26 protein-coding genes are annotated in these 24220 nt (G+C 68.4%); 7 read left to right on the forward strand and 19 right to left on the reverse strand.

Annotated elements, in window-relative coordinates:
- The 4 genes from glpB to H507_RS0100650 all read right to left on the reverse strand — a co-directional run bounded on the left by glpB (nt 1) and on the right by H507_RS0100650 (nt 5509).
- Nucleotides 1–1482 carry a glycerol-3-phosphate dehydrogenase subunit GlpB gene (gene glpB, locus H507_RS13750; RefSeq protein WP_022908786.1) on the reverse strand — a complete coding sequence of 494 codons (1482 nt, stop codon included), beginning with the start codon at nt 1480–1482 and terminating at the stop codon, nt 1–3.
- Complete coding sequence (gene glpA / locus H507_RS0100640) at nt 1482–3113, reverse strand: anaerobic glycerol-3-phosphate dehydrogenase subunit GlpA (RefSeq protein WP_022908787.1); 1632 nt, start codon at nt 3111–3113, stop codon at nt 1482–1484. The genes glpB and glpA overlap by 1 nt, the downstream gene beginning before the upstream one ends.
- A gap of 342 nt (nt 3114–3455) precedes the next feature.
- The gene (locus tag H507_RS0100645; protein WP_022908788.1) at nt 3456–4517 is read right to left on the reverse strand and encodes a Gfo/Idh/MocA family protein; all 1062 of its coding nucleotides are present in this window, start codon (nt 4515–4517) and stop codon (nt 3456–3458) included.
- A 59-nt stretch (nt 4518–4576) separates the two neighbouring features.
- Nucleotides 4577–5509 carry a sugar phosphate isomerase/epimerase family protein gene (locus H507_RS0100650; protein WP_022908789.1) on the reverse strand — a complete coding sequence of 311 codons (933 nt, stop codon included), beginning with the start codon at nt 5507–5509 and terminating at the stop codon, nt 4577–4579.
- A 129-nt stretch (nt 5510–5638) separates the two neighbouring features.
- On the opposite strand from H507_RS0100650, the gene H507_RS0100655 reads away from it, so the two are divergent.
- Nucleotides 5639–6688, forward strand: a complete 1050-nt coding sequence (locus tag H507_RS0100655; RefSeq protein ID WP_022908790.1) for an NAD(P)-dependent alcohol dehydrogenase — start codon at nt 5639–5641, stop codon at nt 6686–6688.
- 152 nt (nt 6689–6840) lie between these two features.
- Nucleotides 6841–7449, forward strand: a complete 609-nt coding sequence (locus H507_RS0100660; protein ID WP_022908791.1) for a hypothetical protein — start codon at nt 6841–6843, stop codon at nt 7447–7449.
- 16 nt (nt 7450–7465) lie between these two features.
- Here H507_RS0100660 and H507_RS0100665 read toward each other — a convergent pair whose 3' ends face one another.
- Both H507_RS0100665 and H507_RS0100670 read right to left on the reverse strand, forming a co-directional pair.
- A complete protein-coding gene (locus H507_RS0100665) occupies nt 7466–8263 on the reverse strand; it encodes a maleylpyruvate isomerase family mycothiol-dependent enzyme (RefSeq protein ID WP_022908792.1) in 798 nt (265 codons plus the stop codon).
- 46 nt (nt 8264–8309) lie between these two features.
- Nucleotides 8310–10175: a DEAD/DEAH box helicase gene (locus H507_RS0100670; protein WP_022908793.1), complete on the reverse strand. Its 1866-nt coding sequence runs from the start codon at nt 10173–10175 to the stop codon at nt 8310–8312.
- 270 nt (nt 10176–10445) lie between these two features.
- On the opposite strand from H507_RS0100670, the gene H507_RS0100675 reads away from it, so the two are divergent.
- The 3 genes from H507_RS0100675 to H507_RS0100685 all read left to right on the forward strand — a co-directional run bounded on the left by H507_RS0100675 (nt 10446) and on the right by H507_RS0100685 (nt 12650).
- Nucleotides 10446–10994: a YceI family protein gene (locus tag H507_RS0100675; RefSeq protein WP_022908794.1), complete on the forward strand. Its 549-nt coding sequence runs from the start codon at nt 10446–10448 to the stop codon at nt 10992–10994.
- Between the two features lie 232 nt (nt 10995–11226).
- Entirely contained in the window at nt 11227–11658 is a 432-nt protein-coding gene (locus tag H507_RS0100680) for an SRPBCC family protein (RefSeq protein ID WP_022908795.1), read from the forward strand.
- Between the two features lie 89 nt (nt 11659–11747).
- Nucleotides 11748–12650, forward strand: coding sequence for an aminotransferase class IV (locus H507_RS0100685; protein ID WP_022908796.1), 903 nt, complete (start codon nt 11748–11750; stop codon nt 12648–12650).
- A gap of 7 nt (nt 12651–12657) precedes the next feature.
- Here H507_RS0100685 and H507_RS13755 read toward each other — a convergent pair whose 3' ends face one another.
- The 3 genes from H507_RS13755 to H507_RS0100700 are packed head-to-tail and all read right to left on the reverse strand — an operon-like array spanning nt 12658 to nt 14735.
- Nucleotides 12658–13089 carry a COX15/CtaA family protein gene (locus tag H507_RS13755; RefSeq protein ID WP_022908797.1) on the reverse strand — a complete coding sequence of 144 codons (432 nt, stop codon included), beginning with the start codon at nt 13087–13089 and terminating at the stop codon, nt 12658–12660.
- 9 nt (nt 13090–13098) lie between these two features.
- The gene (locus H507_RS0100695) at nt 13099–14382 is read right to left on the reverse strand and encodes an RNA polymerase sigma factor (RefSeq protein WP_022908798.1); all 1284 of its coding nucleotides are present in this window, start codon (nt 14380–14382) and stop codon (nt 13099–13101) included.
- Nucleotides 14379–14735: a YciI family protein gene (locus tag H507_RS0100700; RefSeq protein WP_022908799.1), complete on the reverse strand. Its 357-nt coding sequence runs from the start codon at nt 14733–14735 to the stop codon at nt 14379–14381. Before H507_RS0100700 ends, H507_RS0100695 begins: the two co-directional genes overlap by 4 nt.
- A 258-nt stretch (nt 14736–14993) precedes the next feature.
- On the opposite strand from H507_RS0100700, the gene H507_RS0100705 reads away from it, so the two are divergent.
- Complete coding sequence (locus tag H507_RS0100705) at nt 14994–15974, forward strand: ribose-phosphate diphosphokinase (RefSeq protein ID WP_022908800.1); 981 nt, start codon at nt 14994–14996, stop codon at nt 15972–15974.
- Between the two features lie 28 nt (nt 15975–16002).
- Here H507_RS0100705 and H507_RS0100710 read toward each other — a convergent pair whose 3' ends face one another.
- The 4 genes from H507_RS0100710 to H507_RS0100725 form a co-directional block, all read right to left on the reverse strand.
- Nucleotides 16003–16590 (reverse strand): hypothetical protein, encoded by a 588-nt coding sequence (locus H507_RS0100710; protein WP_022908801.1) that lies wholly within the window; start codon nt 16588–16590, stop codon nt 16003–16005.
- Nucleotides 16587–17438 carry a PIG-L deacetylase family protein gene (locus H507_RS13760; RefSeq protein WP_022908802.1) on the reverse strand — a complete coding sequence of 284 codons (852 nt, stop codon included), beginning with the start codon at nt 17436–17438 and terminating at the stop codon, nt 16587–16589. The genes H507_RS0100710 and H507_RS13760 overlap by 4 nt, the downstream gene beginning before the upstream one ends.
- 106 nt (nt 17439–17544) lie before the next feature.
- A complete protein-coding gene (locus H507_RS0100720) occupies nt 17545–17832 on the reverse strand; it encodes a WhiB family transcriptional regulator (protein WP_022908803.1) in 288 nt (95 codons plus the stop codon).
- A gap of 244 nt (nt 17833–18076) precedes the next feature.
- Nucleotides 18077–18841 carry a hypothetical protein gene (locus H507_RS0100725; RefSeq protein ID WP_022908804.1) on the reverse strand — a complete coding sequence of 255 codons (765 nt, stop codon included), beginning with the start codon at nt 18839–18841 and terminating at the stop codon, nt 18077–18079.
- Nucleotides 18842–19075: 234 nt separating this feature from the next.
- On the opposite strand from H507_RS0100725, the gene H507_RS0100730 reads away from it, so the two are divergent.
- Entirely contained in the window at nt 19076–20161 is a 1086-nt protein-coding gene (locus tag H507_RS0100730; RefSeq protein WP_022908805.1) for a branched-chain amino acid aminotransferase, read from the forward strand.
- On the opposite strand, the gene H507_RS0100735 is transcribed toward H507_RS0100730, so the two are convergent.
- The 6 genes from H507_RS0100735 to H507_RS13770 are packed head-to-tail and all read right to left on the reverse strand — an operon-like array spanning nt 20151 to nt 24087.
- The gene (locus H507_RS0100735) at nt 20151–21368 is read right to left on the reverse strand and encodes a glycosyl hydrolase family 28-related protein (RefSeq protein WP_022908806.1); all 1218 of its coding nucleotides are present in this window, start codon (nt 21366–21368) and stop codon (nt 20151–20153) included. The two genes, H507_RS0100730 and H507_RS0100735, sit on opposite strands and share 11 nt — an antisense overlap.
- Nucleotides 21368–21634, reverse strand: a complete 267-nt coding sequence (locus tag H507_RS18000) for a DUF5302 domain-containing protein (RefSeq protein ID WP_022908807.1) — start codon at nt 21632–21634, stop codon at nt 21368–21370. The genes H507_RS0100735 and H507_RS18000 overlap by 1 nt, the downstream gene beginning before the upstream one ends.
- A gap of 42 nt (nt 21635–21676) precedes the next feature.
- Nucleotides 21677–22228, reverse strand: a complete 552-nt coding sequence (locus tag H507_RS0100745; protein ID WP_022908808.1) for a P-loop nucleotide/nucleoside kinase family protein — start codon at nt 22226–22228, stop codon at nt 21677–21679.
- Nucleotides 22229–22265: 37 nt separating this feature from the next.
- A complete protein-coding gene (locus H507_RS0100750; RefSeq protein ID WP_022908809.1) occupies nt 22266–22571 on the reverse strand; it encodes a DUF3349 domain-containing protein in 306 nt (101 codons plus the stop codon).
- Nucleotides 22568–22849, reverse strand: coding sequence for a hypothetical protein (locus tag H507_RS0100755; protein ID WP_051139589.1), 282 nt, complete (start codon nt 22847–22849; stop codon nt 22568–22570). Before H507_RS0100755 ends, H507_RS0100750 begins: the two co-directional genes overlap by 4 nt.
- Nucleotides 22846–24087, reverse strand: a complete 1242-nt coding sequence (locus tag H507_RS13770; RefSeq protein WP_022908811.1) for an inorganic phosphate transporter — start codon at nt 24085–24087, stop codon at nt 22846–22848. The genes H507_RS0100755 and H507_RS13770 overlap by 4 nt, the downstream gene beginning before the upstream one ends.
- Nucleotides 24088–24220: the final 133 nt, after the last annotated feature.

Consider the following 24220-nt stretch of genomic DNA (forward strand, 5'->3'; position numbering starts at 1 on the left):
TCAGGCGCCCTTCTGTTCGCGGGGGGCGACCCCCTGCACCCCCGCAGGGGCGTCGGTCTGTTCGCGGGGGGCGACCCCCTGCACCCCCGCAGGGGCGTCGGTCTGTTCGCGGGGGGCGACCCCCTGCACCCCCGCAGGGGCGTCGGTCTGTTCGCGGGAAGTCTCGACGATCGCGTCGATGCAGCGCCGGGCAGAACCGAGGGCGATGCCCTCACCCGACTTCTCCTGCCAGCGGTACGCACCGGCCAGGATGGACCCTGCCGCGTGCAGGTTGGAGTAGACGACGGCACCGGTCTCGTCCACCGGCCTCTGCAGGCCATCGGTGCGCAAACCGACGGCGAACAGCTTCTGCGGGGCACCCCAGTAGTCCCCGTGCACGAGTTCCTCGATCGGGAGCACACCGTGGAGCGGAAGCCCCAGCGCGGTCTCGTGCAGCTGATCGTGGGAGTCGAGTTCGAGTGCCCCCGACTCGAACCCGCCTGGTGCGAACACGACGTGGTCGCAGGCGATGTCGCGGTCACCGCCGGCGACGTGCACCGTGACGGCGGTGACGCGCTGGTCACCGCCCGCGGACTGTTCGGACTTCACCCCCACCACGGACGACCCGAGCAGCAACCGTCCATGGCCCGCCTTGTAGGCGCGGGTGAGGGCCTGGTTGAGACGCATGCCCGGCACCGACGGTGGCTGCATGACGATCTCGAAGATGCGAACGCCCGATGCCCGCTCCAGCGTGCTGAGCACCTCGGGGTGGCGTTCCAGCCCGAGCACGGCGGGAAGCCCGAGCACCGCACCCTCGGGCAGGGCCTGTTCGCGCACATGGGTCGCGAGGCGGTCGGCGAACCGGCTCAGCGTCGCGGGCTCGTCGAGGGCGCGGGCGTAGACGACAGGGGATGAGTCGATCTCACCGGCACGGGCCAGAAAGTCAAGCGAGCTCCAGCTGGACTCGACCGGGCCCACGCCGTCGAGGGGGGTGCGGCCCAGGTTGGTGGCGATCAGTTGGGGATGGAAGTCCTTCAACTGTCGGATGCCCACGATGTGCAGGTGCTTGCCGGGTTCGGGCGCACCGGCCAGCATCGACACGGGCACGAAGGCGGTGGGCCGCCACGCCCCCACGGCCGTCGGCAACAGCGTGGGACGGCGCACGTCACCGCGCATCACCACCGCGCCGGGTGCATCGGCGGCCAGCTCCAGGAACTCGGCGACTCCCCGTTCCACGGCGTCGGCGCCGATGGTGCGGTAGGGGTGCTCCTCGGGGAGTTCATCGATGGCTGCGAGGGAGTCCGTGACCCGCTCGCTCCCTCGTTCGTCCGTGGCGCGGTAGCCGAGCACGTCAAGGGTTCCCTGGCTCAGCTGCATGCCACCCAGACCCTGGGTGACCAGGGTGACGCGGTGTCCGGCGCGATCCAGCGCGGTGGCCGCGTAGAGGCCGGCGAACCCGGCACCGACGACGACCACCCGCGATCCGGTGGGAGGGGTGGACATCAGACGATCTCCTTCTCGTCGGAGGGCAGGTGTTCGAGGTCGAACATGCCTTGAAAGATCCAGTTGTCGAGGGCCGTCTGGCGCACCTGGTCGCCGTACATGATGGGCCACAGCCCGATCCAGCGGTTGGCCAGGAACCGGCGCATCAACGCGGTGGCACGTGAGATGTCGACCATCTTCTCCTCGACGGCGATGCCAGTGGCGCGCATGGAACAGAACCCGCCCTGGCAGGGGCCCATGCCCAGTCGCAACTGCCGGCGCAGGTCGTCGAAGTTGGCAGTGGGCTGTTCGGCCATCAGCTCGGTGATCATGCCGCGGGTCATCAGCTCGCACTCGCAGATCACCTGGTCGTCGAGGTCGGCGTGGTCGTCGTCGCACGTGGCGGGCAGCTCGGCGTGTGAATGCGCCCGGCGGGAGCGTTCGTGCTCCCGCTCCTCGAGCCGATGGGTGACCACGTAGGTGGGCGCCGTCGCAGGGTCGATCTGGGTGGTGGCCGTCACGCAGGGACGATCCTCACCCAACTGCTCGCACATGGCGTCGACCATGCGTTCGGCCATCAACCGGTAGGTGGTGAGCTTGCCCCCGATGATCGAGATGATGCCGTGCACGCCGTCACGCTCGTCGTGGCGAAGGATGCTCATGCCACGGGTCATGTGACGGGTGTCGCTCGCGTGAGCCTTCGGGTCGTTGAACAACGGACGAGCGCCCGCCCACGCGTGCACGGCACGAGCCTGGCGGAAGCCCGGCACGAGCACCTCGCCCGCATCGAGCATCTGCTGCACCTCGGCGCGGGGGATCTCGAGCTTGTCGGGGTCAACGGCCCGCACGTCGGTCGTCCCGATGATGCTGACCGTGTGAACCGGCACCAGGATGTCGCCGTCGGCGGGATAGATGCAGCGGTTGACCACGGTGTTCACCAACCGGTGGTTCATCGCGATCATGATCCCTCGTCCGGGCACCACCTCGACCCCCTCGCAACCGGCGAGGTGGGCGATCTGTCCGGCCCACGGGCCGCCCGTGTTGAGCACGAACCTGCAGTCGATGACGACGTCCTCACCGGTCTTCTCGTCGATCGCCTTGACGGCGGTGACGCGACGGTCATCGGTGACGATGTCGACGACGCGGTGATAGGTGAGCACGCTCGCCCCGTGCGCGATGGCATCACGGGCGGCACCCCAGACCATCTGCCAACCATCGACCGAGGCGTCCTGCACGGCGAACGCACGTTGCATGCGGGGGTTCAGCCGGGGCTCGCGGCGCAGGGCCTCGGCGACGCTGATCTCCTCCGCGGGCACTCGGGTGGCCTGGGCAGCTGGCAGGAACTTCTCCGCGTAGGCGGGGTCGTCGTCCGGGCCGACGATGAACAGCCCACCGGTGCGCTCGACGCAGTGGGGCTGGATGCGGGTGATGATGTCGTTCTCCTCGGCACACTCCGTGGCCGAGTGGGGATCGGAGACGACATATCGCCCGCCGGAGTGCAGCAGGCCGTGATAGCGACCCGTGGTCCCCTGACCGAGGTCGGCCTTGTCGAGCAGGATGGTCGCGTAGCCCCGCAGGGCGGCATCGCGGAGCACTCCCGCGCCGGTGGCCCCGCCACCGATCACGACGACGTCAGCACTGAGCTTCTTCATTGAACCCTCCTGCGACCGGTCCCCCCGCGGCGAACTGGTGCCGGCGATGGAGTCGAGCTTTGCGTACGAGCCTAGTCACCGACCCCCGGCGAGGCATCGGATGCGGGGAGCAGGGCAAGCACGTGCATCACCCCTCTGGGGTTCTGCACGATCGTGCAGAGGGTCTGACCATTGGTGCAGAGGGCTGCAATCACCCCCAGTGGACGGTTGCGCCGGGCGGCCCAGTCCCGGCACAAGACGCACCGTGCGGTCACACCATCACCTCGGGGGTGTGGTGTGACCGCACGGTGTCGCTGTGGGTCGCTGGGCAGGACGTGGGCGTCCGGCCCCGTGGGCGAACGGTCAGCGGGTGATCTGGATCTCCTTGCCGGACTCGGCCGACTCGTAGATGCCGCGCAGGATGCGGATCATCTCGACTCCGTCGGCGACCGGGACGAAGGGCTCGGCCTCGCCCTTCACCAGTTCGACGAAGTGCCCGATCTCCTTCGAGAACGACGCGAAGTCGAAGCTCGGGTTCTGGATCTGCGGGTCGATGTTGAGGATGGTGTCGTACTTCTCGGTGACGAGCTTGAGCGCGGGCTCCAGCTCCGCCCCACCCTTGTTCCCGTACACCGCGACGAGCGTGGTCTCCCGGGGGATGTGCAGCGAGTAGGAGACGTCGGTGACGATCGAGGCACCGTTCTCGAACCGGATCACGGCGTTCACCAGGTCCTCGACCCCGTTGACGGCGGGGTCGTAGTCGGACGCCAACCAGCGGTCGAGGCCGGTGATGTTGGCCCGGTTGCCGATGGTCGAGTACGAGTTGGCGCTGATCGAGGTCACCTTGGGCTTGCCCATCAGCCACCAGGCCAGGTCGATGCAGTGCACGCCGATGTCGATCAGCGGGCCACCGCCGGAACGCTCGGGGTCGGCGAACCAACCACCGGGGTTGCCCGCACGGCGCAACATCGAGGCCTTCGCGTAGTGGATGTCACCCAGGTCACCCTCGTCGATGAACTTCTTCAACACGGTGGCGTTCTGTCCGTAGCGGCGCACCTGACCCAGTTCGAAGTGCAGACCGGTCTCGGCCACCACCTTCTCGAGCTCGAGGGCCTCGTCCACCGTCTTGCACAACGGCTTCTCGCCCAGCACGTGCTTGCCGGCGCGCAGGGCCTGCATGGCGATGGCGGCGTGGGAGTTGTTCCAGGTGCAGACGCTGACCGCGTCGATGTCGTCGCGGGCCAGCAGTTCCTCGACCGAGCCGTAGCTGTTGGCGAAGCCGTGGATCGAAGCCTTCTCGGCTGCCCGCTCGGCGACCTGGTCGGCGATCGCGACCAGCTCGACGTCGTCACGCTGCTTGTAGGCGCCGACGTGCATCTCGGAGATGTTGCCGGCGCCGATGACGCCGATTCCGACCTTGCTCATTCAGGGTGTCCCTTCGTTGGGGGTGATGGGTGGTGTGCGGGGACGAACCGAGCCGTGGCTCAGGCCTCGTCCAGGATGCGACGGGTGTTCTCCAGCGCTGCCTTGCAGGCCGGCAGGGCGTCCTCGATGCCCTCGAACTCGATGGTGATGAAGTCGTCGTAGCCCGACTCCTTGACCACCTTCGCGACCGCGGGGATGTCGATGTCGCCCTGGCCGACGATGGCGCCGCGCAGGAACTGTCCACCGCGAGTGCCGAAGAAGCCCAGGCCGGGGTTCGTCTGACGGATGTAGAAGTCCTTGAAGTGGACGATGTTGGCGTAGGCGATGTTGTTCTTGGTCGCGACGACGGGGTTCTCGTCGAGGCAGAGGAAGTTGCCGATGTCGAGGGTGGTGCCGAAGTTGGGCTCGTCCACGGCGTGGATGACCCGACGGACGCGCTCGGAGCCCTGCACGAAGAACCCGTGGTTCTCGATGGAGGTCCTGACTCCCTTGGTGGCCGCGTACTGGGCAATGGTCTTGGAGTGCTCGACGATCACCGGGAGGGCCTGCTCGAACAGCGGCAGGTCGTCACCGGGGTGGTTGCCGTGGCTCACGTCGTGCCGCAGCAGTCCGACGCCCAACTCGGCGCACAGGTCGATGTGGGCCTTGACCCGGTCGAGTTCGGCCTCGATGCCCCGGGCCGAGCTCGACTGGCCACCCGCACCGGGAGCCTGACCGTCTGCCGTCTCGGGCTTGGTCCAGAAGGTGGCGGGGAGGGCGATCTGGGCGATCGGCAGTCCCGTCTTGTCCTGGGCGGCCTTGATGGCGTCGACCAGGGGGCGATTGTTGGGCAGGTCGGACAGGTCGGACATCGGGTTGTCGCTGGCGAACCCAGCGGCGATCTCGATGTGGGCCGCGCCTGCCTCCTTTGCCCAGTCGAAGACCTCGGGCAGGCTCATGCGCCCGGTGCCGAGGTACTGGTGGAAGCTGTAAGAGCTGAATCCAACGCGCATGGTTCGACCCTAGTGGCGACGGGTGGCCCGTGGTGAGCTCGCGCAAACCGCGTGCGCGCTCGCCCGTCACGGTGCTGCTGCAGCCTGACTCGATGAGGGGTTCGGGCGCAGCAGTGGTTGGATGGAGACATGCCACAGGTTCTTGCATATGCCACCTCGTCCAAGGACGGGATCTTCGAGAAGACCACCATCGAGCGGCGTGAGCCCGGCCCCACCGAGATCTTCTTCGAGGTGAAGTACGCCGGCATCTGCCACTCCGACATCCACACGGTGCGCGAGGAGTGGGGTCCCGTCGACTTCCCCATCGTTCCCGGCCACGAACTGGCCGGCATCGTCACCCAGATCGGTTCCGAGGTCACCAAGTTCGCCGTCGGCGACAAGGTGGGCGTCGGGTGTTTCGTCGACTCCTGCGGGGAGTGCGAGTACTGCACCTCCGGTCAGGAGCAGTTCTGCTCGTCCACCGAGAAGCCCACGGTCTGGACCTACGGCGACAAGGGTCGTGACGGGAAGAAGACCGACGGCGGGTACTCCCAGGGCATCACCGTCGAACAGAACTACGCGTGCCACATCCCCGACGAGATCCCCTTCGAGGCCGCCGCTCCGCTGATGTGCGCCGGCATCACCACCTACTCCCCCCTCAAGCGCTGGGGGGCCGCCCCCGGCAAGCAGGTCGCCGTCGTCGGCATGGGTGGTCTGGGACACATGGGTGTGCAGATCGCCGCCGCGCTCGGAGCGGAGGTGACCGTGATCAGCCAGACCATGAGCAAGAAGGACGACGGGATCAAGTTCGGCGCCCAGCACTACTTCGCCATGAGCGACCCGGAGACCAAGAAGCAGTTGCGGGCCAGCTTCGACCTGATCCTGACCACGGTCTCGAACGCCGACACCGTCGCCGACCTGCTGCCGATGCTCAAGGTGAGCGGCGCACTGGTGAACGTGGGACTGCCCGAGGAGCCCGTCAAGGTCGCGTTCGGCGCCCTGTGTGGCGGCAACAAGATCATCGCCGGCTCCAACATCGGAGGCATCGGCGAGACCCAGGAGATGCTCGACTTCTGCGCCGAGCACGGGCTGGCCCCGCAGGTCGAGGTGATCTCCGGTGAGGAGATCACCGGGGCCTACGACAAGGTGGTCAACTCCCAGGTGCGGTACCGCTACGTGATCGACACCTCGACCTTCTGAGTCGGACCGCCGTCCACACGGCGCCGATTGGTTCCTCACGCCGCCCCGTGCCCTCACCGGCACGGGGCGGTCGTGCTCCAGTGCACCGGCAAGCTCACCCGTACGGCGGTGCGGGCGTCAGCTGCACCCGGGGGCACCTAGGGTTCTCGACCATGACCAACCCGAACCAGCCCGGAGACCCGCAGCCGCAGGCATGGGGCCAGCCCCAGTGGGCACCCGCCCCCGCGTACCACGGTCAGCCTGCGCCCCCCTTCCAGACACCCCAGCATCAGGCACCCCAGCATCAGGCACCCCAGTACCAGCCTTCCGCATGGCAGCAGGCCCCCGGGTGGCAGCAGCCCGTCTCGGCTCAGGCCTCACCGGAACAGGCCGTCCAGGGTGCCGGTCAGGGTTTCGTGGAGCTGACCGTGCAGGGCAACGCCTTCACCAGCAGCATGCTGACGCCCACGGTGACGATCGACGGCCACCGGATCACCACTCGCTACGGCCTCAACACCATCCCCGTGCCGGCCGGCCACCACCACATCGACGCCTCCAGCCAGTGGATGCGTACCTACGGGCAGGCGTCGCTCGATGTGACGGTCCGTCCCGGCGAGCACGTCCCGGTGTTCTACGCCTCACCCTTCCACCAGTTCACGACCGGCTCGATGGGCCACGAGCCCCAGAAGCGCAAGGGGCTGGGAGTGATGCTGGGCATCGTGGTCTCCCTGCCGCTCGTGATCTTCGTCCTGGGGCTCGCGGCATCCCTGGCCGGGTCCTGAAGCCCGTCAGCCGGGCTCACTGGATGCCGAACTCCCGCAGGGCCGTGAGTTCGGCGATGGCGTCCTGGTCACCGGTCTGCTCCACCGTCGCCGGGCGCGACCAGACGAAGAGGTCGAGCTGGGCCACCGGCGCGGTCACCACCGCGGCGGGTGCGCGATCGCCGTCAGCGCGGCGTCCACCGATCTGGTCGGTGAACTGCCGACCCCAGGCCGTGCCCGACCAGCGGTAGAGCTCGAGCAGCCATCGCTGGCCGGTGTCGGCGCCCCGGAGTTCGACCACGGGCCCAGGCGTCACCTCGGCCGAGTCCGGCACCCAGTTGAGCATCACGTCGAGCACGTGGTCGACGCCTCCAGCTGCCACCTCGTCAGCGATCGGTGACACCGCACCGCCAGCCGCAGTCTCTGCGTCGACCCGGTGCATGGTCGCCTCATGGGTCTGCATCCGCCGGGTGAAACCGACCGTCTGGTCGGGCCCGAACCAGCTCCACGCCTCCTCGTGCGGCTCCCGTTTGCGCAGCGCCACCAGCAGTCGACCGGTGGCCTCCTCGCGTTGGCGGAAGAGCTCGTCGACGTCGTCGGTGAACGGGGGGCGCGACTTCTCGTACGCCTCGACCTGCTCGCCCATCAGGTGGTCGCCGATCACCGCCGCCCAGAAGTCATGCACCTCGATCAGGTGCTTGAGCAGGTCGCGGGCCGTCCAGCCCGGGCAGGTCGGAACGGGGGTGTCGGGGTCGATCCGCTGCAGCACTTCGGCGAAGCGGGCCGCCTCGGCATCGACGACGGCCAACGGGTCGAAACTCAGGTCAGTGTCCATGGTTCGAAGCTACGTCGACGGAGCGACAATTTCCCGGGATGCACCATCAGGCGGCGAACCACTGCTTCACCCGGTTGATCCGCTGGTCCACCTGCTCGCTGGTGGCCTTGGCCAGGGGCGGCCCACCGCACTCACGTCTCAGGTCGGCATGCACGTGGCTGTGCGGGCGACCCGTCTGTCGCGCGAAGGCGCTGACCAAGGTGTTCAGCTCCTTGCGCTTGGTGGCCAGCGCCCGGTGCAGCGAGACCTCGTCGGGCACCTTCTGCTTCTGCTCCACCCGCTTGCGACGGGCGAGGTGGCGACGTTGCCGCTCGGCCAGCACCATCGCCATCTCCTGGTCGGGCTCCAGCAACCCGGGAAGCCCCAGGTAGTCGCGCTCCTCGTCGGTGACACCGTTCATGGTGTCCCCCTCGTCGGCGACGAAGCCGTACTGCTGGGAGTCGAAGAGCACGTGGTCGAAGGCTGCCCGTGAGGTCAGGGCCTCGAACTGGCCCAGCAGGTCGTCCGAGGCGGCCTCTGACTGGTTCGCCTGTTCGACCAGTGACTCCTCCCACAGTCCGTCCTCGTCACGGGCGGGCTTGCGGTCGAGCACGTGGTCGCGCTGACGCTCCAGCATGGTGGCGTGCGCGAGGATGATCGGCACGGTGGGGAGGAACACCGTGGCCAGTTCCCCGCGACGCCTGGCCCGGACGAACCGACCGACCGCCTGGGCGAAGAACAGCGGCGTCGAGGTCGAGGTGGCGTAGACCCCCACCGCGAGCCGGGGCACGTCGACCCCCTCGGAGACCATCCGCACCGCCACCAGCCACCGTTCGTCGGAGGCCGAGAACTCGTCGATCTTCTGGGACGAGCCGGGGCTGTCCGAGAGCACGACGGTGGGCTTGGCGCCGGTGATGGCCTCCAGGATGCGCGCGTACGCCCGGGCGACGGTCTGGTTCGTGCAGATCACCAGCCCACCGGCGTCCGGGACGTGGCGACGCACCTCGGTGAGCCGGTGGTCGGCGGCCGAGAGCACGGACTGGATCCACTCACCCTTGGGGTCGAGCGCCGTGCGCCACGCGTGCCCGGTGAGGTCTTTCGTGAGGGCCTCCGACAGGTTGGCCTCGATCTCGTCGCCCGCCTTGGTGCGCCACCTCATCGGCCCGCCGTAGTTCATGAACACCACCGGACGGACCACGTGGTCACGCAGCGCCTCGGCATAACCGTAGGTGTAGTCGGCCCGGGAGCGACGCCCGCCGTCGTCGTCCGGCTCGTAGGTGACGAACGGGATCGGGTTGTCATCGGAGCGGAAGGGGGTTCCGGTGAGCATCAGTCGGTGCCGTGCCCACTGGAAGGCGTCCCTGACGGCGTCGCCCCAACTGAGTGCGTCGCCAGCGTGGTGGATCTCGTCGAGGATGACCAGGGTGCGCAGGTTGGCCACCCGCGCCTGGAAGCCGAACATGTTCGCTGCCACGCCGGCGTAGGTGGTGGTGAGGCCCACGTACTGCTTGCTGCGACCCTTGCGCGACGAACCGCCCATCCCCGGATCGAGCTGGATGCCGGCCCTCGCGGCGGCGTCGGCCCACTGGACCTTGAGGTGTTCGGTCGGGCAGACGACGATCACCCGCTCGACGGTGCGGTCGTGCAGCAGTTCGGCGGCCACCCGCAGCGCGAACGTGGTCTTGCCTGCGCCGGGGGTCGCCACGGCCAGGAAGTCGCGGGGACATGACTCCAGGTACTGGCCCAGTGCCTCGGCCTGCCAGGCGCGCAGGCGATGGGCGGTGCCCCACGGTGCGCGCCCCGGGAAGGCCGGCGAGAGGTGGTCGAAGCCCGAGACCTGCCCCGGCTCGGCGACGCGCGGGGGGTGGGGTGGTGGCTCCAGTCCACCCGTGGCGCTGGGGTGGGCGGTGTCGTCCGCGGGCAGTTCGAGCATCGGAGTACCGAGGGTAACCGGCGGTGGTGACAATCCCCCAAACCCGGTGGCCGAGCCGCGGACGAGAGGGGTCGGCCACCGACAGCCGACTGTCATCGGGTTCGGGACGGCCCCGTCCGGCGGAGGTCTGCAGGGCGTCGGGGGTCGTTCCTGAAGAACTTTCTTGCCTCGGGAACAAAACCTGCCGGCCCCGGCGTTCTAGGATGTGTTCGGGTAGTTGAAACTTGAACAACCCAGCTCGCCACTTCAGTGACTTCAAGGAGAAACACCATGACCGCTCTCACCGATCTCAACGGCACCTTCGCCCTCGACCCCAGCCACACCCGCATCGGCTTCGTGACCCGCCACGCCATGGTCACCAAGGTGCGCGGCTCGTTCGACGAGTTCGAGGGCACTGCCTCGGGCAACGGCCAGGACGCCTCGAGCGCCTCCGTCAACGTCGCCATCAACGCCGCCTCGTTCGACTCCCGCAACGAGCAGCGCGACGGACACGTCAAGAGCGCCGACTTCCTCGACGTCGAGAAGTACCCCACCATCACCTTCGCCTCGACCAATGTGGCCATCAACGGGAACGACCTGGTCGTGACCGGTGACCTCACCGTCAAGGACGTCACCCGTTCGATCAGCATCCCCTTCGAGTTCACCGGTGCCGCCACCGACCCCTTCGGCAACGAGCGCATCGGCTTCGAGGGCAGCACCAAGATCAGCCGCAAGGACTTCGGCCTCACCTGGAACGCCGCCCTCGAGACCGGCGGTGTGCTGGTCAGCGACGATGTGACCCTCGAACTCGAGATCTCGGCCATCAAGCAGGCCGCCTGAGTCCTGTCCGCGGAGCGGACCTGACACCCCCGGTTCCCCCGGTGCCGACGCACGTCGGTACCGGGGGAATCGTGCTTTACCACGTTGCAATGGCAAACACCGCTCAACCGAACCGGTTCTTGGGCAAAACGTCTGGAAAATCACACCTTTGCGCCCAGCCGACACCTTGATCGCGGTAGGCCCACCAGCGAAACTGAGGGCTAGCCGAAGGGGGCACCTCATGACTCATCCGATGGTCATCGAAGTCGTTGTTCCTCTGCCGGTCAAGGATCTCTGGGTCCTGTGCACGACCGAAGAGGGTTTGTCACAGTGGTGGTGGCCGCAGTTTGGTGACACGACGTACCAGATCGACCCACGCCCACTCCACCGCTATCGATTCGCCAGCGCCACCGCAGGCGTGGGTGTGCACGGTGACTACATCATCGTCGAGAAGTTCGGGGCCCTGGAGTTCAGTTGGGTGTGGGAGGACGACGGGCCCCAGGTCAGCGACCACGTGCGCCTGACCTTCACCCCGCACGGAAATCGCACCGTCGTCCGCGTCACCCACACGATGGTCGAACCACACCCGAGCACCCGCCACAAGTTCGAGCACTGCTGGCATGACGTGATCGCACGCCTGGTCAACTGCCACCCTCACTACGAGCTCGAGGTACGCGCCAGCTGAGCGTCTCGGGCGGATGACCTGGGCGAGCCCCCGCGTGAAGCCGGGGGATGCAACCGGGGCGAGAAGGTGGAACGCCCTAGGCTGGGCCCATGACGACACAGCTGGTGGGCGTGGTGGGTCGCGGCCTTCTCGCCCCGGACTCCCCGCACGCCCGCGAACCGAAGACCGCTCCCGGGCAGGTCATCAGCGTCGATGACCTGGGCTTCACCAGGGGCGACGGGGTGTTCGACGCCACCCGGGTCGTCACCGCCGACGACGGTTCATCGTCGGTTGACCATCTCGACCGGCACCTCGCCAGGTTCGCACGCAGTGTCGCGGGCATGGATGGCGACCCACTCGACGAGGGGCCGTGGCGTGAGCTCATCGGCCGGGCCGTCGAGGCGTGGACGACACCCGGCGAGGCGGTGCTGAAGATCATGTGGACGCGCGGCCTCGAGTCATCGACCAGCGAACCGACCCAGGTGCTCACCATCACCCCTCTCAGCGAGGGAGCCATCCGCCTGCGCGAGGGCATCGCGGTCGCCCTGATGAGCCGCGGCACCAGCTCGGACGCCTACCGCGACGCCCGCTGGTTGCTGGGCGGGGTGAAGACGCTCTCGTACGGGATCAACATGGCCGTGAAGCGGGAGGCTGCACGGCGAGGCTGCGACGAGGTGTTGCTGACCAGCACGGATGGGTGGGTGATGGAAGGCCCCAATGCATCGTTGGTCACCCTCCACCTCGACGGTGGCCGTCCGGTGCTGCGCTCCACCCCGGTGGAGGGGACGGGGATCCTGCGCTCCATCACCCAGGAGGTGCTCTTCGAACGTGCCGCCAGCGAGGGCGTCGCGACGGAGCTCGTGCTGCAGACCCCCGAGGAGGTCAAGCGGGCCGACGCCGCCTGGTACCTGTCATCGGTGCGCGGCGCAGCCAGGGTCACCCGATTCGACGAACACCCTGTGGCCGGGTCGGACGAATGGACGGCCCGGATCCGGGGCTGGATCGGCTTCTGAGCCGACCTCACTCCTCGATCAGGTCGAGGTCATCGTCCTCGGTGTGCTCGCCGGGCACCTTGGCGATCATGGCGTAGAGCGCCCCGATGGCCACGGCGATGAGCAGACCCAGCACGATGTGGACGACGGTGACACGCATCGAGCCCAGTCCGATCTGGACCACCATGAGGATCGGGATCGACAACGCGTGGAAGAAGACACCCTTCCTCCCTGTCACCTTGGCATGACCGCGGGCGAAGGCAGCCGCCACGATCGAGACCAGGAACAGTGTGTAGGCCACCACCGCGTGCACACCCTGGAGTGCGGTCATCTGGGCAGCCACGGCGGCACCCAGCAGCACCTGCAGGCCGACGAGCGCAAGGGCGATGATCACGGTGATGCGCAGGCGACGGGTCGCGGGGGCGGCGACCACGGGCGCGGGGTGGTTGGTGTCAGTCATGCGGCCAGCCTATTGCAACGCGCCGATCCCCTTCGTGGCTGGCACCTCCCCCAGCTCGTGCAGTCGTCTCTCGATGTGCAGCCTCGCCCCATCGGTACGCGCCAACTGCAGTGCCTCCCGGTGGCATGCCAGGGCGGCTTGGTGGTCACCGGCTCGACGCAGCAGCTCTGCCCTGGCCAGCGCGACCTGCGGTGAACCAACCAGGTGCGGATCGGCGGCAACCCGTTCCAGGGCGACCAGCCCCGCCGGCGGGCCATCCCTCATGCCCAGGGCGATCGCCCGGTTCAGCGCGACCACCGGTGACCCCGTCGCCTGCAGCAGGGCGTCGTACCAGACCAGGATGGTCGCCCAGTCGGTCAGCTGGGGTGTCGGGGAGGTGCTGTGCACGACCGCGATCTCTGCCTGGGCCCGGTACGGTCCGGCTGGTTCGCCCGAGGTGGCTGACAGTTCACGGGACCGTTCGAGCGATTCGATCCCTGCCACGACCATTGGACGATCCCACAGGCTGCGGTCCTGCTCGTCCAGCGGGATGAAGGCACCGTCGGTGCCGGTCCTGGCGGGTCGTCTGGCGTGCTGGAGCAACAACAGCGCCCGCAGCCCGTGCACCTCGGGGTCGAGAGGCATCAGCCATGCCGTCAACTGCGCCAGCACGAGGGCCTCGTCGGCCAGGACGTCCCTCAGTCCCGAACCCTCGGTCGAGTCGTGGGCCTCCGTGAAGATCAAGTGGATGACGGCGAGCACCGCGTCGATGCGGTCGTCCAGGTCGTCGACGGGGGGCACCGCGAGCAGCAGGCCGTCCCGACTGATCCGGGCTCGCGTTCGCCTCAGTCGCTGGCTCATGGTCTGCTCCTGCACCAGGAACAGGCGTGCCAGCTCACGGGTCGAGAGGCCGTTGACGGTCTTGAGGGTGAGGGCGACCCGATCACCGATCGCGATGTCGGGGTGGCAGCAGGTGAACAACAGCCGGAGTCGATCGTCCGCGTAGCCACCACCGTCGTCGGCGAGGGCCGGGGAGCGCTCCTCGACCACCTGCGCACGTGCCAGCGCCCGCGCCTCGGCCGTCCGCCGTCGGATCACGTCGAGTGCACGTCGGCGGGCCACCGTGGTCAGCCAGGCGGCAGGCGACTCGGGCACGCCCTGCCGCCCCCAGGACACCAACGCCCGCTCCGCAGCGTCCTGCAGGCAGTCCTCTGCCAGTTCCCAGTCGGAGGTGGCACGCAGCAGGGTGGCCACGATCTGTGGCCGGTCCCTGCGCAGTGCCACCTCCAGCGCGGCGCGGACGAGATCGGTCACTGGTCCTCGAAGGGCCAGAATGCCCTCAGTTCGATGACTCCGCGGTGCGCCATGGGGTGTCCCACGGCCACCTCGATCGCCTCGTCCAGGTCGGCGCAGTCGAGCACGTCGAACCCCCCGATGAACTCCCCGGCCTCGGTGAACGGGCCCTCGGTCACCAGCCGGGCGCCACCGCGCACCCTCACCGTGACGGCCTCGGGGGCCGGGCGGAGCGGGCTGCCGATGACATACCTGCCGTCGTCGTTCGCCTGTTGCCACCATTGCTCGACATCGGGGGCTCCCGCGATGTCGGCATCGCTGGGTGCGGTGGACGAGTGGGCGGGTTCCTGGCAGACCAACATCAAGTACTGCATGGCTGACTCCTCATCGTTGTGTGCTTGTGTCCCACTGACGATCGGGGATCCCCAGATCCGACACATCCGTCCCCGAAACTTCCGCGGCCCAAACTCCGTCCCCGACATTTCTGCGACCGACACTGCCACAGTGCTGTGCCGAGCACCCGGACGACGCGGTGACGCCGAGTGCGGCAAGCCCGGGCCGCCAGCCCACGGCCGGGGGAGCGCCGATAGTCTGTGCCCAACGCAGCTCAGCTCGAACCCTTGGGGGTAGGCATGAAAGACGCCGTTCTCTTCTCCGGATCCGCCCACCCCGCGCTCGCCGCCGAGATCGCGGACAGCCTCCGTCTGCCGCTGAGCAAGGCCAAGATCAGCCGGTTCTCCAACGACTGCCTGCAGGCCCAGCTCCTGGCCAACTGCCGCATGCGTGACGTGTACATCATCCAGCCACTGGTGCCCCCCACCCAGGAGCACCTGGTCGAACTGCTGATGATGATCGACGCCGCTCGCGGGTCGTCGGCCGCCCAGATCACGGCCGTGATGCCCCACTACGCGTATGCCAGGTCGGACAAGAAGGACGCCTCCCGCATCTCGCTCGGTGGCCGGCTGGTGGCAGACCTGCTGGTGACCGCAGGGGTGAGCCGCGTGCTGACGATGGCGTTGCACGCCCCTCAGGTGCACGGGTTCTTCTCGGTGCCCGTCGACCACCTCACGGCGATCGGGGAACTGGCGGCCCACTACCGCGGACGAGACCTCAGCAACCACGTCGTCATCTCCCCCGACCTGGGCAATGCGAAGACAGCCACCCAGTTCGCCCGGCTGCTGAACCTGCCGGTGGCGGCCGGCTCGAAGCAGCGGCTGGCCGACGACAAGGTGGTGATCGACTCCATCGTCGGCGACGTCGCAGGCAAGCGGGCCATCGTGCTCGACGACGAGATCGCCACCGGCGGTTCCATCGTCGAACTGCTCGATCGCCTGGCCGAGTTCGGGGCCATCGATGCCTCGGTCGCCTGCACCCATGGCCTGTTCACCGGGAGGGCCGTCGAGAGGTTGTCGAACCATCCGATGATCACCGAGGTGGTCACCACCAACACCGTTCCCAGTCCGCACGACTGGGACGCGCTCGAGGTGCGCAGCGTCGCGCCGCTGTTCGCCGACGCCATCCGTCGCATCCATGAGGGCCGGTCGGTCTCAAAGCTGTTCAAGGACGTCGACCCGGCCTACGCTCCCCCACCACCGGCTGACGGATTGTTCTGAGCCAGGCCGTCCCGCGTCGGCCCCAGGATCACCGACGGGAGACGAGGGGGCGGACGAACCACGGCGCCCCGGGAACCATCACCACAGCAACGACGACCAACCCCAGCCACGCCAGCGAGAGCCCTTGGGCGAACAGTCCCGAGCCGAGCACGACCAGCAGGGCGAGCAAGGTCAACGCCAGCAGTGCCGTCACCAGCACTCCCACCACCACCCACGCGGTTCGCCGCGAGCGCGCCATCTGGCTGCGAGCAGCGAGCACCGTGATCAGGGTCGGTCCGATGAGGCACCCGAAGACGATGCCGAAGGTGGCCGCCACCAGCCCGCTGAGGGTGCCGATGCGCAGCGCGCCATCCTCGCCGCCACTGAACGCGATCCTCAGCCAGAGCGCGACGCTCGCGCCGAGCGAGGCAACCGCCACCACCAAGGCCACCCGCAGCGCGATCCGCGCCATCGGCAGGGGCTCGACATCCCGCTGGGCGCCTGTGTCGCCATGGCGGCCCCCATGGCCGCGACCAGACCTGCCGCGGCCACCCTTGGTGCGGCGCGCCTGCTCTCGTCGTTCGCGTCGCTGTCGATAGGGGTCGGAGGTCTCGATCGACTCCAGTCCGCCGATCACGCTCGGTCGTCCCCCACCCGAACCGTCGCCGGTGAGTCATCGGGCACGGAACCCGCCGAGGAGCCGAACGGCCAGGCCGCCGTCATGGGTTGGGCCAGCCCCTCCTCGATGAAGTACTCATGGCCGAAGGCCAACTCGAACACCTCGTCGGGCATCGAGAGCATCGACTGCACGTCGGACTGCGAAGCGTGGCACTGCAGCGCCGCACGTTTGCTGGCGATCACGTCAGTGATGTCGACGTCCCAGTGCAGGTCGGCCTCCAGGGTGCCCATCGGGTTGCCATCGTCGGCCGGGCCGTCCGGGTCCCAGTCGAGATCCATGCCGGCGGCCCGGGCCTCCTGGGCCCGCTGACGCTGCCGGTCGCGGTTGAAGGTGGCCTGCAGGACCCGAGGACGGCGGGCCGCCTGCTCAGCGGCCTGGTTCATCACGGTGTGCACCATGATGTGGTCAGGATGCCCGTAGCCCCCATGCCAGTCGTAGCCCACCAGCACCTCGGCGCCCTCCTCGTCGAGAACATCGGCCACCTTGCGGCCTGCCTCGACCGGGTTGGCACGGGCAAAGCTCAGGTCGTTGTGGTTCTGCTCCCACCCGGTCATGCCCGAGTCGGCATAGCCCAACCAGACGAGACGGTCCACACCGAGCACGCGCGCACTGGCCTCGGCCTCGAGGCGGCGAGCGGCCGCCACCTCGTCCGGGGTGGTGCACCCCTCGGGAGCAGTGCCGTGGTCACCGTTGGTGGCGCAGACCCACACCACCCGGTGACCGTGCTCCTTGGCCAGCACCATCGTCCCCGAGGTGCCGGACGCCTCGTCGTCGGGGTGGGCGTGAAGGAAGACCAGGGTTGCCATGAACCACCTTTCGAGCGAACGGCCTCACTCTAGTGGCGCATGGCAACCCTGCCGGGACTTCCCGAGGAGTCGCGCGATGCAGCGTTGCTGCACGTGGGGCTGTGTCTCAGCTGGCTGCCTGCTGGTGCATCGGCATCTCGACCAGCACCTCGTGCCAGTTCTTGACGTCGGGCCGCTGGCGCAGCAGTGCCCGGCGCTCGCGCTCGGTCATGCCCCCCCAGATGCCCCACTCGATGCGATGGTCGAGCGCCTCGGCGAGGCAATTGGCCCTCACCGGACAACCGACGCACACGGCGGCGGCGCGCTTCTGCTGCTTGCCTTCGGGGAAGAGGTCATCCTCTGCTCCCCGGCAACGAGCCAATTCAACCCACGAACTGATCTGGACAGTGGTCAAGGTGGCCTCCTCAGGTTGGATTGCGTCCCCGCGCCGTTGCGGCCGGACCCGCCTTGGAGTTGCTCTGCTCAATCAGCCAACCACGCGGCAGGGCCGCTGACAAGGGTTTCCCGTGACCTTTCTGTGACCTCACACCCCGGCTCACCCGGAGGGCATTTGGCATAGTCGCGCCGAAGATGCGAGGGAGCATCTACCCACACCCGGAGGACGCTGTCAAGGTTTGGGAGAGCAATTCAACAGATCGTCAGCATTCGGGACGGACCCCTGGCGCGGGCCCGAACTCGACTCCCTTGAACACCGAGTTCTTCGCCCACTCGTAGTAGGCGCGCTGGCTGGCGCCGGCTCGGTCGTAGGGGTTGTCGAGGGCGCACCGCGAGACGTAGTAGCCGATCACCTCTGACATGGTCTCGGAGGACGACCCTCGTCCGTACTTGGAGAACCCCCCGTGGCGGGAGTACAGAGCACGGAAGCTGTCGAGGTCCGCCTGGTGACCGCCGGGCTTCATCTGGTGCATGTGTCCGAGTTCGTGGATCACGATGCGCACGAGTCGTCCCTTGTCGGAGGGGTACGCGGAGTGCCACTTCGCGAAGTCGAAGGTGAGCCGGCCCGGATTGGTCAGCCCCCAGTCACCCCACGCCCAACTGCGGGTCGGGCCGGCATGGATGCGGATCACCCGTTGCCCGGAGTTCCTGCGCACGTCATCCAGGTAGCTGGTGCACGAGACCGCGTCGAGGGTCTCCCAGACGATCTTCATCAGCGGGCGATTGGCGGGGTTGGTCCATCCAGCACCCGTGAGCTGGAGACCGAAGGCCTGCTCCATCGTCTTGCGGGTGACGGCGGGTGTGGCGGAGGAGGGCCACGGGTGCCGCGCGGGACACGGCTCCGGGATGCCCGCCACCGGGGCGATGCTGAGCGGCGGCGCCACCGGCAGCGCGGTGGGGGGCGAGGGGAACCAGCCACCCAGCCCGAGGATGACGGCACTCACCAGACCGGCCACGAGGGCGTTCACGGTTGGGGCCTCCCTCGGGGGTGGGACGGTGGGGAATCAACAGTGGTGGAACTCCGCCCACCATCACCCTAAGAGTTTCTCAGGAACTTGGCTCGGGCACAACTCCGCGACCCAGGCGTCGGCCCCGGGGGCAAGGCCTTGGACGGCGGGGCGGCGCAAGATGACATCCCAGCGGTGCGACCATCGTCCGAACCACCACTCCACCCCGTGAGCCGCTGGCATACGCTGACCGACATGAGCCCCTTCGCCGTCGCCGAGCCCCCCAGCCCCACCTCCCCCGAGGTGCGAGCAGACATTCTGGCGGCGCCGACCTTCGGGCAGCACTTCACCGACCACATGACCGTGGCCCAGTGGGATTCCGACCAGGGCTGGCACGACCAGGCCATCGTTCCCCAGGGGCCGCTGCAGCTGCACCCGTCCACGGCCGCGTTGCACTACGGCCAGGAGATCTTCGAGGGTCTCAAGGCCTACCGTCACGATGACGGGTCGGTGTGGATGTTCCGTCCCGAGATGAACGCGCGCCGCTTCCAGCGGTCGGCGGAGCGGTTGGCCATGCCGGCGCTGCCCGTCGAGGACTTCCTCACCTCGCTGCAGTTGCTGGTCGACCTCGACCGGGACTGGGTCCCGTCCCCCGAGGGTGAGCAGAACCTCTACCTTCGTCCGTTCATGTTCGGCACCGAGCACCTCATCGGCGTGCGCGCCTCGCACAGCTACACCTACTGCGTGCTGGCCACCCCCGCGGGTGCCTACTACTCCCAGCCGCTCAAGCTGTGGGTCACACCCAACTACTCGCGGGCGGCAGTCGGTGGCACCGGCGCCGCCAAGTGCGGAGGCAACTACGCTGCCAGCCTGAAGGCCGCCGACGAGGCCGCCGAGCACGGCTGCGGTCAGGTGCTCTGGCTCGACGGTGCGGAACATCGTTGGGTCGAGGAGTGCGGCACCATGAACATCATGTTCGTCACCTCCGACGGCGAACTGCTCACCCCTGCCACCAACGGCAACATCCTGGAGGGCGTGACCCGCGACTCCCTGCTGCAGCTGGCCCCCGACCACGGTCTGCGACCAGTGGAGCGCGCCATCGAGTTCACCGAGGTGCAGCGTCGGCTGCTCGACGGCACCATCACCGAGGTCTTCGCCTGCGGCACGGCAGCCGTGGTCACTCCCATCACCGGGTTCCGCACCCCCGACGGTGGTGCCGACCTCACCGTGGCGGACGGCCAGGTCGGCCCGCTGACAGCCGCCATCCGCCAGCACCTGCTCGACATCCAGTACGGACGCGCCGCCGACCAGCACGGTTGGCTGGTGAAGGTCAGCGACTGACCAGTCGCCGCAGCGTCCGCAGAGTTCTCGACCGAAGCGGACGAAGCCGCTCGCGCACCCGACGTCCTGCCTCGACGGCTCGTGACCCCATCGAGCGGGTGAGTGGTGGGGGCACCACGGTGCTGCCGCCGGGCTCGGACGTGCCGGGCGCCAGGTAGCTCGCGTTTCCCTTGTACTCGACCTGGTTCCACTGGTCACCGCTGATGGTGGCCCGCACCCCGGAACCCTCTGCCCAGCGGTAGGCCAGTTGGTGGAGTCCCGACCGGGGTGGGTTGCCTCCCTTGAAGGTGTTGCCCAACGCCACGATGCTCGCCGTGGTGGCGGCGCCATCGGCATCGATCCACACCCGTTGGTTGGTGAGGTAGACGTAACACCCCAGCGCCGTCACGGTCGAGGAGCGGGTCCCGCTCAGCTGCACCCCCACGGCCCCCCTCACAGGGTCGAGCTCGGGGTGGGGAGGGTTCGACTCGAAGTAGACCGAGTGCAGGTGGATGGAGTCATGGTGGGCGGCCTTGATGCCCACGCTGTAGGCCTCGATGGCGCCCCCGAAGATCTTCACGTCAACGTTGTCGGCGAGGCTCAGCCCGATGCCGGCACGATCGTCGGGATCGACGCAGTTGATCCGCGGCGCGATCAGGGTGAGGTTGTAGGCACGCTCCACGCGCACCCCGACCCGGTTGCGGTAGAGGCGCAGCCCGGTGAAGTGGCCGTACCAGAGGTCGAGGCACTCCAGGGCGAGGTCGAAACGCTGCAGGCTGACGTGCTCGAGGACCACCCTGCCGTGGACGACCATGCCGGTGCCCGAGCCGGAGCCCTCGATGCGCAGCTGCTTGAAGGTGGTGTTGTAGCGAGCATCGATGGCCGGGCCGTCGCTCACCCGGGTCAGCAGCGTGTTCGGGACGGGATCGCTGTCAGTCGACGTGTCGGCGATGCCGACACCCTGCCACTGCTGGTCGGGAGGTACCACCACGGTGCGGGTCAGCAGGAAACGGCCTCGTCCGAACAGGACGATGCCGTGGCTGCCCGCGGCGCGGCTGGCTGCCTGGATGGCGTCGGTGTCATCGGTCACCCCGTCGCCGACGGCGCCGTAGCGCCTGACGTCGTGCAGCACCCCGCCGCGGGTCTCGAGTTCGTCAAGCCTGGCCGACAGGCGCTGCAGTTCGGCGCGCAGGTCGTCCTGGCCGGGCGCCGGGTCGGCGTCAGCCATCAGCCGCCGGACTTGCGGCGGAAGACCCGCTTGCCGCCGGCCTGGCCATGCGGGCCACCGGCAACCTTCTGGTCACCCTGAGGTCCGGCGGCAGCCGAGGCGTGGTTGGACCGGTTCTTCTTCTCCAGCGCCAGCCGCATGGCTTCCTTGGGGTCGACCGGCGACGCCGTCTCGTCCCCGGGGTTGCTGCTGGTCGGCTGGTCGCTGCTGGTCGGCTGGTCGCCGCTCGTGGGCTGGTCGCCGCTCGTGGGCCTGTCGCTGCTCATGGCCCCACTGTGGCACAGACCCGCCCGGGGCAGGGTGGCTTTTCAGCTCAGGTCGAGCCGAGGCAGAGAGGGCCACCGCCACGCTGCCCAGGCGGCCCACGTCTCGTGTCCGGCCGGGGGATCGGGAATCGGGGCGTAGGCCAACTCGTCGGCACTGGGTGGGATGCAGGCCGCGAGATAACGGTCCTGGTCGGCAGCGCTCATCGGGAAGGTCTCGTGGGGCACCTCGAGCCAGCGCGCGTCGCAGCGGGCGCGGCGAACCTCCTCGTCCACCCACAGGTGGTGCAGCCGGAAGTCGGCCCCGGCCAGTCCGGCCAGGTCACGGATGGCCCATCTCTCCTCGGGTGACCAGCAGCCGAAGTCGAGGATCACCGACAGTCCCCCGCGCAGGGCCCGGAATCCGGTCCAGATCAGGCGTCCTTCGAGCACGTCACGCTTGCCGTCGACATCGGAGACACCGAACAGCGGCTGCATCCACTCGTCGGGGGTCAGCCTCAGCGCGCCCGTCCGGGTGGCCAGGTCGCGCGCCAAGGTGGTCTTGCCGCTGCCGGGCAGTCCGACGGTCAGGTGGAGGGTGACGGGCTCGCTGGTCATCGGTGACATGCTGCCACTCCCCGTGACAGGTTCGCGATCAGTTCTCCGGATGGCCGAAGTCCATCAGCGGCCAGCCGCCGATGGCCAGGTGCGACGCCACCCGGTGCACGTCATCGTCCGATGGCTGCTCGAGCACCACTCGCTGCACCATCCCGCGGATCTGTTCGGGGGTGACGGGCAGCACGCGTTCCTCGACGAGTCGCTGGGCGACGGCGTCGACCTCGGCCGGGGTGAGCCTGCGTCGCAGCACCTCCATCAGCGGCATCACGTCCTGGGCGGGCACGCCCTGGGGGTACCCAGCCGTCAGCCACCCGAGGATGCGGGTGATGACGTTGTCGGTCACAGCTGCGCCATGATCTGCTTGCCGGCCACGATGAAGGCGATGCCCAAGACGACGGCCACCAGCACGACGCCGAAGCACAGGGTGCTGAGCACCCGGCCCGACATCGACATGGTGCCCGTCTCGACGTGCCCGTCGGCGCTCACCGTGCGGCCCAGGGTGGTGGCTCGCATGCCCAGCGCGAAGATCGCCGGGACACCGGCTCCGAGCACGAGCGCGACGGCCATCACGGTGGCCAGGTTCCGGGCCATGGCGGCCACGTCGAACTGCATGAGCGTCATGCCAACACCTTCGCTTCGCTCGGGGCCCCACCGGCCAGTTGCGTGGCGGGGCCGGTCAGGCCACCGAGGGGACGAGCCGTAGGCACCAGGCCTCCGTCCCACTCGTCGTTCACGTTGTCGTGGTGGATCGGGTTGCGGCGGGCGCGGCGCAGGATCAGTAGCGAGGCGGCCACGAGCAGCACCACGACGGCAGCCTCACCTCCCAGACCGGGGACCAGTCGCACGAGCAGCTCGCAGAGGCCCCCCACCAACGCGGCAGCCGGCAGGGTGATCAGCCAGGCCACCACCATGCGTCCGGCCACCGACCAGCGCACGACAGCTCCGGACTTGCCGACTCCGGTGCCCAGGATCGAGCCCGTCGCGACATGGGTGGTCGACAGCGACATGCCGGCGTGGGACGAGGACAGGATGATCGCCGCCGAGGCGGTCTCTGCCGCCATGCCCTGGGGTGAGTCGATCTCGACCAGTCCCTTGCCGAGGGTGCGGATGACCCGCCAGCCGCCCGACCAGGTGCCAGCGGCGATGGCGACGGCGCACAGCACCTTGACCCACCACGGAATGCCCTGGGCGACGGTCCACTGACCCGAGGCGATCAGCGCGAGGGTGATCACACCCATCGTCTTCTGAGCGTCATTGGTGCCGTGCGCGAGCGAGACCAGGGAGGCGGAGCCGATCTGACCCCACCGGAAGCCGCGGGAGCGGGTGTGGTCGGGCACCTTCGCGGCGATCCGGTAGACCAGCCAGGTGCCGACCGCTGCCACCACTCCGGCGACCAGCGGCGCTGCGATCGCGGGGATGGCGACCTTCTCGAGAATGCCCTCCCACTTCACGGCCGAGGTGCCCAGACCGGCGATGGTGGCACCGATGAGTCCGCCGAACAGCGCATGGGAGGACGAGGAGGGAATTCCCAGGAGCCACGTGATCAGGTTCCAGAGCACGCCGCCGACGAGCCCGGCGAGTACGACGCCCAGCAGCACGGTGTGGTCGATCGCGAGTGGTGCGCCGGTGGGGTCCTGGATCTTGATGACGTCCTTGGTGACGGTGAGTGCCACCTGGATCGACAGGAACGCCCCGACCAGGTTGAGCACGGCCGACAGGCCGACAGCCGTGCGTGGCTTGAGCGCCCCGGTGGCGATGGAGGTGGCCATCGCGTTGGCGGTGTCATGGAAGCCGTTGGTGAAGTCGAAAGCCAGGGCGACGACGATCACCGCCCCCAGGATGATGAGAACTTCGGTCACACCAAAATGGTGCGCCCGCCGCGCCCGCGCCACCAAACCGCTGGGAAGCAATCAGGGGGGTTGTTTGCCCAGTGTTCATCTTGGGCGCAGCGATCTGTGACCAAGATCACCACCGTGGCGACGTCCGAGCCCA

The organism is Aestuariimicrobium kwangyangense DSM 21549 (assembly GCF_000421525.1).
In the GTDB taxonomy this organism is placed as follows: Bacteria; Actinomycetota; Actinomycetes; order Propionibacteriales; family Propionibacteriaceae; genus Aestuariimicrobium; species Aestuariimicrobium kwangyangense.

Coding starts and splice junctions, on each gene's coding strand:
- H507_RS18000 (WP_022908807.1), bottom strand. CDS start 21,634: ATGAGCAGCGACAGGCCCACGAGCGGCGACCAGCCCACGAGCGGCGAC.
- H507_RS0100755 (WP_051139589.1), bottom strand. CDS start 22,849: ATGACGCTCATGCAGTTCGACGTGGCCGCCATGGCCCGGAACCTGGCC.
- H507_RS0100735 (WP_022908806.1), bottom strand. CDS start 21,368: ATGGCTGACGCCGACCCGGCGCCCGGCCAGGACGACCTGCGCGCCGAA.
- H507_RS0100730 (WP_022908805.1), top strand. CDS start 19,076: ATGAGCCCCTTCGCCGTCGCCGAGCCCCCCAGCCCCACCTCCCCCGAG.
- H507_RS0100685 (WP_022908796.1), top strand. CDS start 11,748: ATGACGACACAGCTGGTGGGCGTGGTGGGTCGCGGCCTTCTCGCCCCG.
- H507_RS0100670 (WP_022908793.1), bottom strand. CDS start 10,175: ATGCTCGAACTGCCCGCGGACGACACCGCCCACCCCAGCGCCACGGGT.
- H507_RS0100705 (WP_022908800.1), top strand. CDS start 14,994: ATGAAAGACGCCGTTCTCTTCTCCGGATCCGCCCACCCCGCGCTCGCC.
- H507_RS0100655 (WP_022908790.1), top strand. CDS start 5,639: ATGCCACAGGTTCTTGCATATGCCACCTCGTCCAAGGACGGGATCTTC.
- glpA (WP_022908787.1), bottom strand. CDS start 3,113: ATGAAGAAGCTCAGTGCTGACGTCGTCGTGATCGGTGGCGGGGCCACC.
- H507_RS0100680 (WP_022908795.1), top strand. CDS start 11,227: ATGGTCATCGAAGTCGTTGTTCCTCTGCCGGTCAAGGATCTCTGGGTC.
- H507_RS0100650 (WP_022908789.1), bottom strand. CDS start 5,509: ATGCGCGTTGGATTCAGCTCTTACAGCTTCCACCAGTACCTCGGCACC.
- H507_RS13760 (WP_022908802.1), bottom strand. CDS start 17,438: ATGGCAACCCTGGTCTTCCTTCACGCCCACCCCGACGACGAGGCGTCC.
- H507_RS0100645 (WP_022908788.1), bottom strand. CDS start 4,517: ATGAGCAAGGTCGGAATCGGCGTCATCGGCGCCGGCAACATCTCCGAG.
- H507_RS0100665 (WP_022908792.1), bottom strand. CDS start 8,263: ATGGACACTGACCTGAGTTTCGACCCGTTGGCCGTCGTCGATGCCGAG.
- H507_RS0100675 (WP_022908794.1), top strand. CDS start 10,446: ATGACCGCTCTCACCGATCTCAACGGCACCTTCGCCCTCGACCCCAGC.
- H507_RS13755 (WP_022908797.1), bottom strand. CDS start 13,089: ATGACTGACACCAACCACCCCGCGCCCGTGGTCGCCGCCCCCGCGACC.
- H507_RS0100700 (WP_022908799.1), bottom strand. CDS start 14,735: ATGCAGTACTTGATGTTGGTCTGCCAGGAACCCGCCCACTCGTCCACC.
- H507_RS0100660 (WP_022908791.1), top strand. CDS start 6,841: ATGACCAACCCGAACCAGCCCGGAGACCCGCAGCCGCAGGCATGGGGC.
- glpB (WP_022908786.1), bottom strand. CDS start 1,482: ATGTCCACCCCTCCCACCGGATCGCGGGTGGTCGTCGTCGGTGCCGGG.
- H507_RS0100745 (WP_022908808.1), bottom strand. CDS start 22,228: ATGACCAGCGAGCCCGTCACCCTCCACCTGACCGTCGGACTGCCCGGC.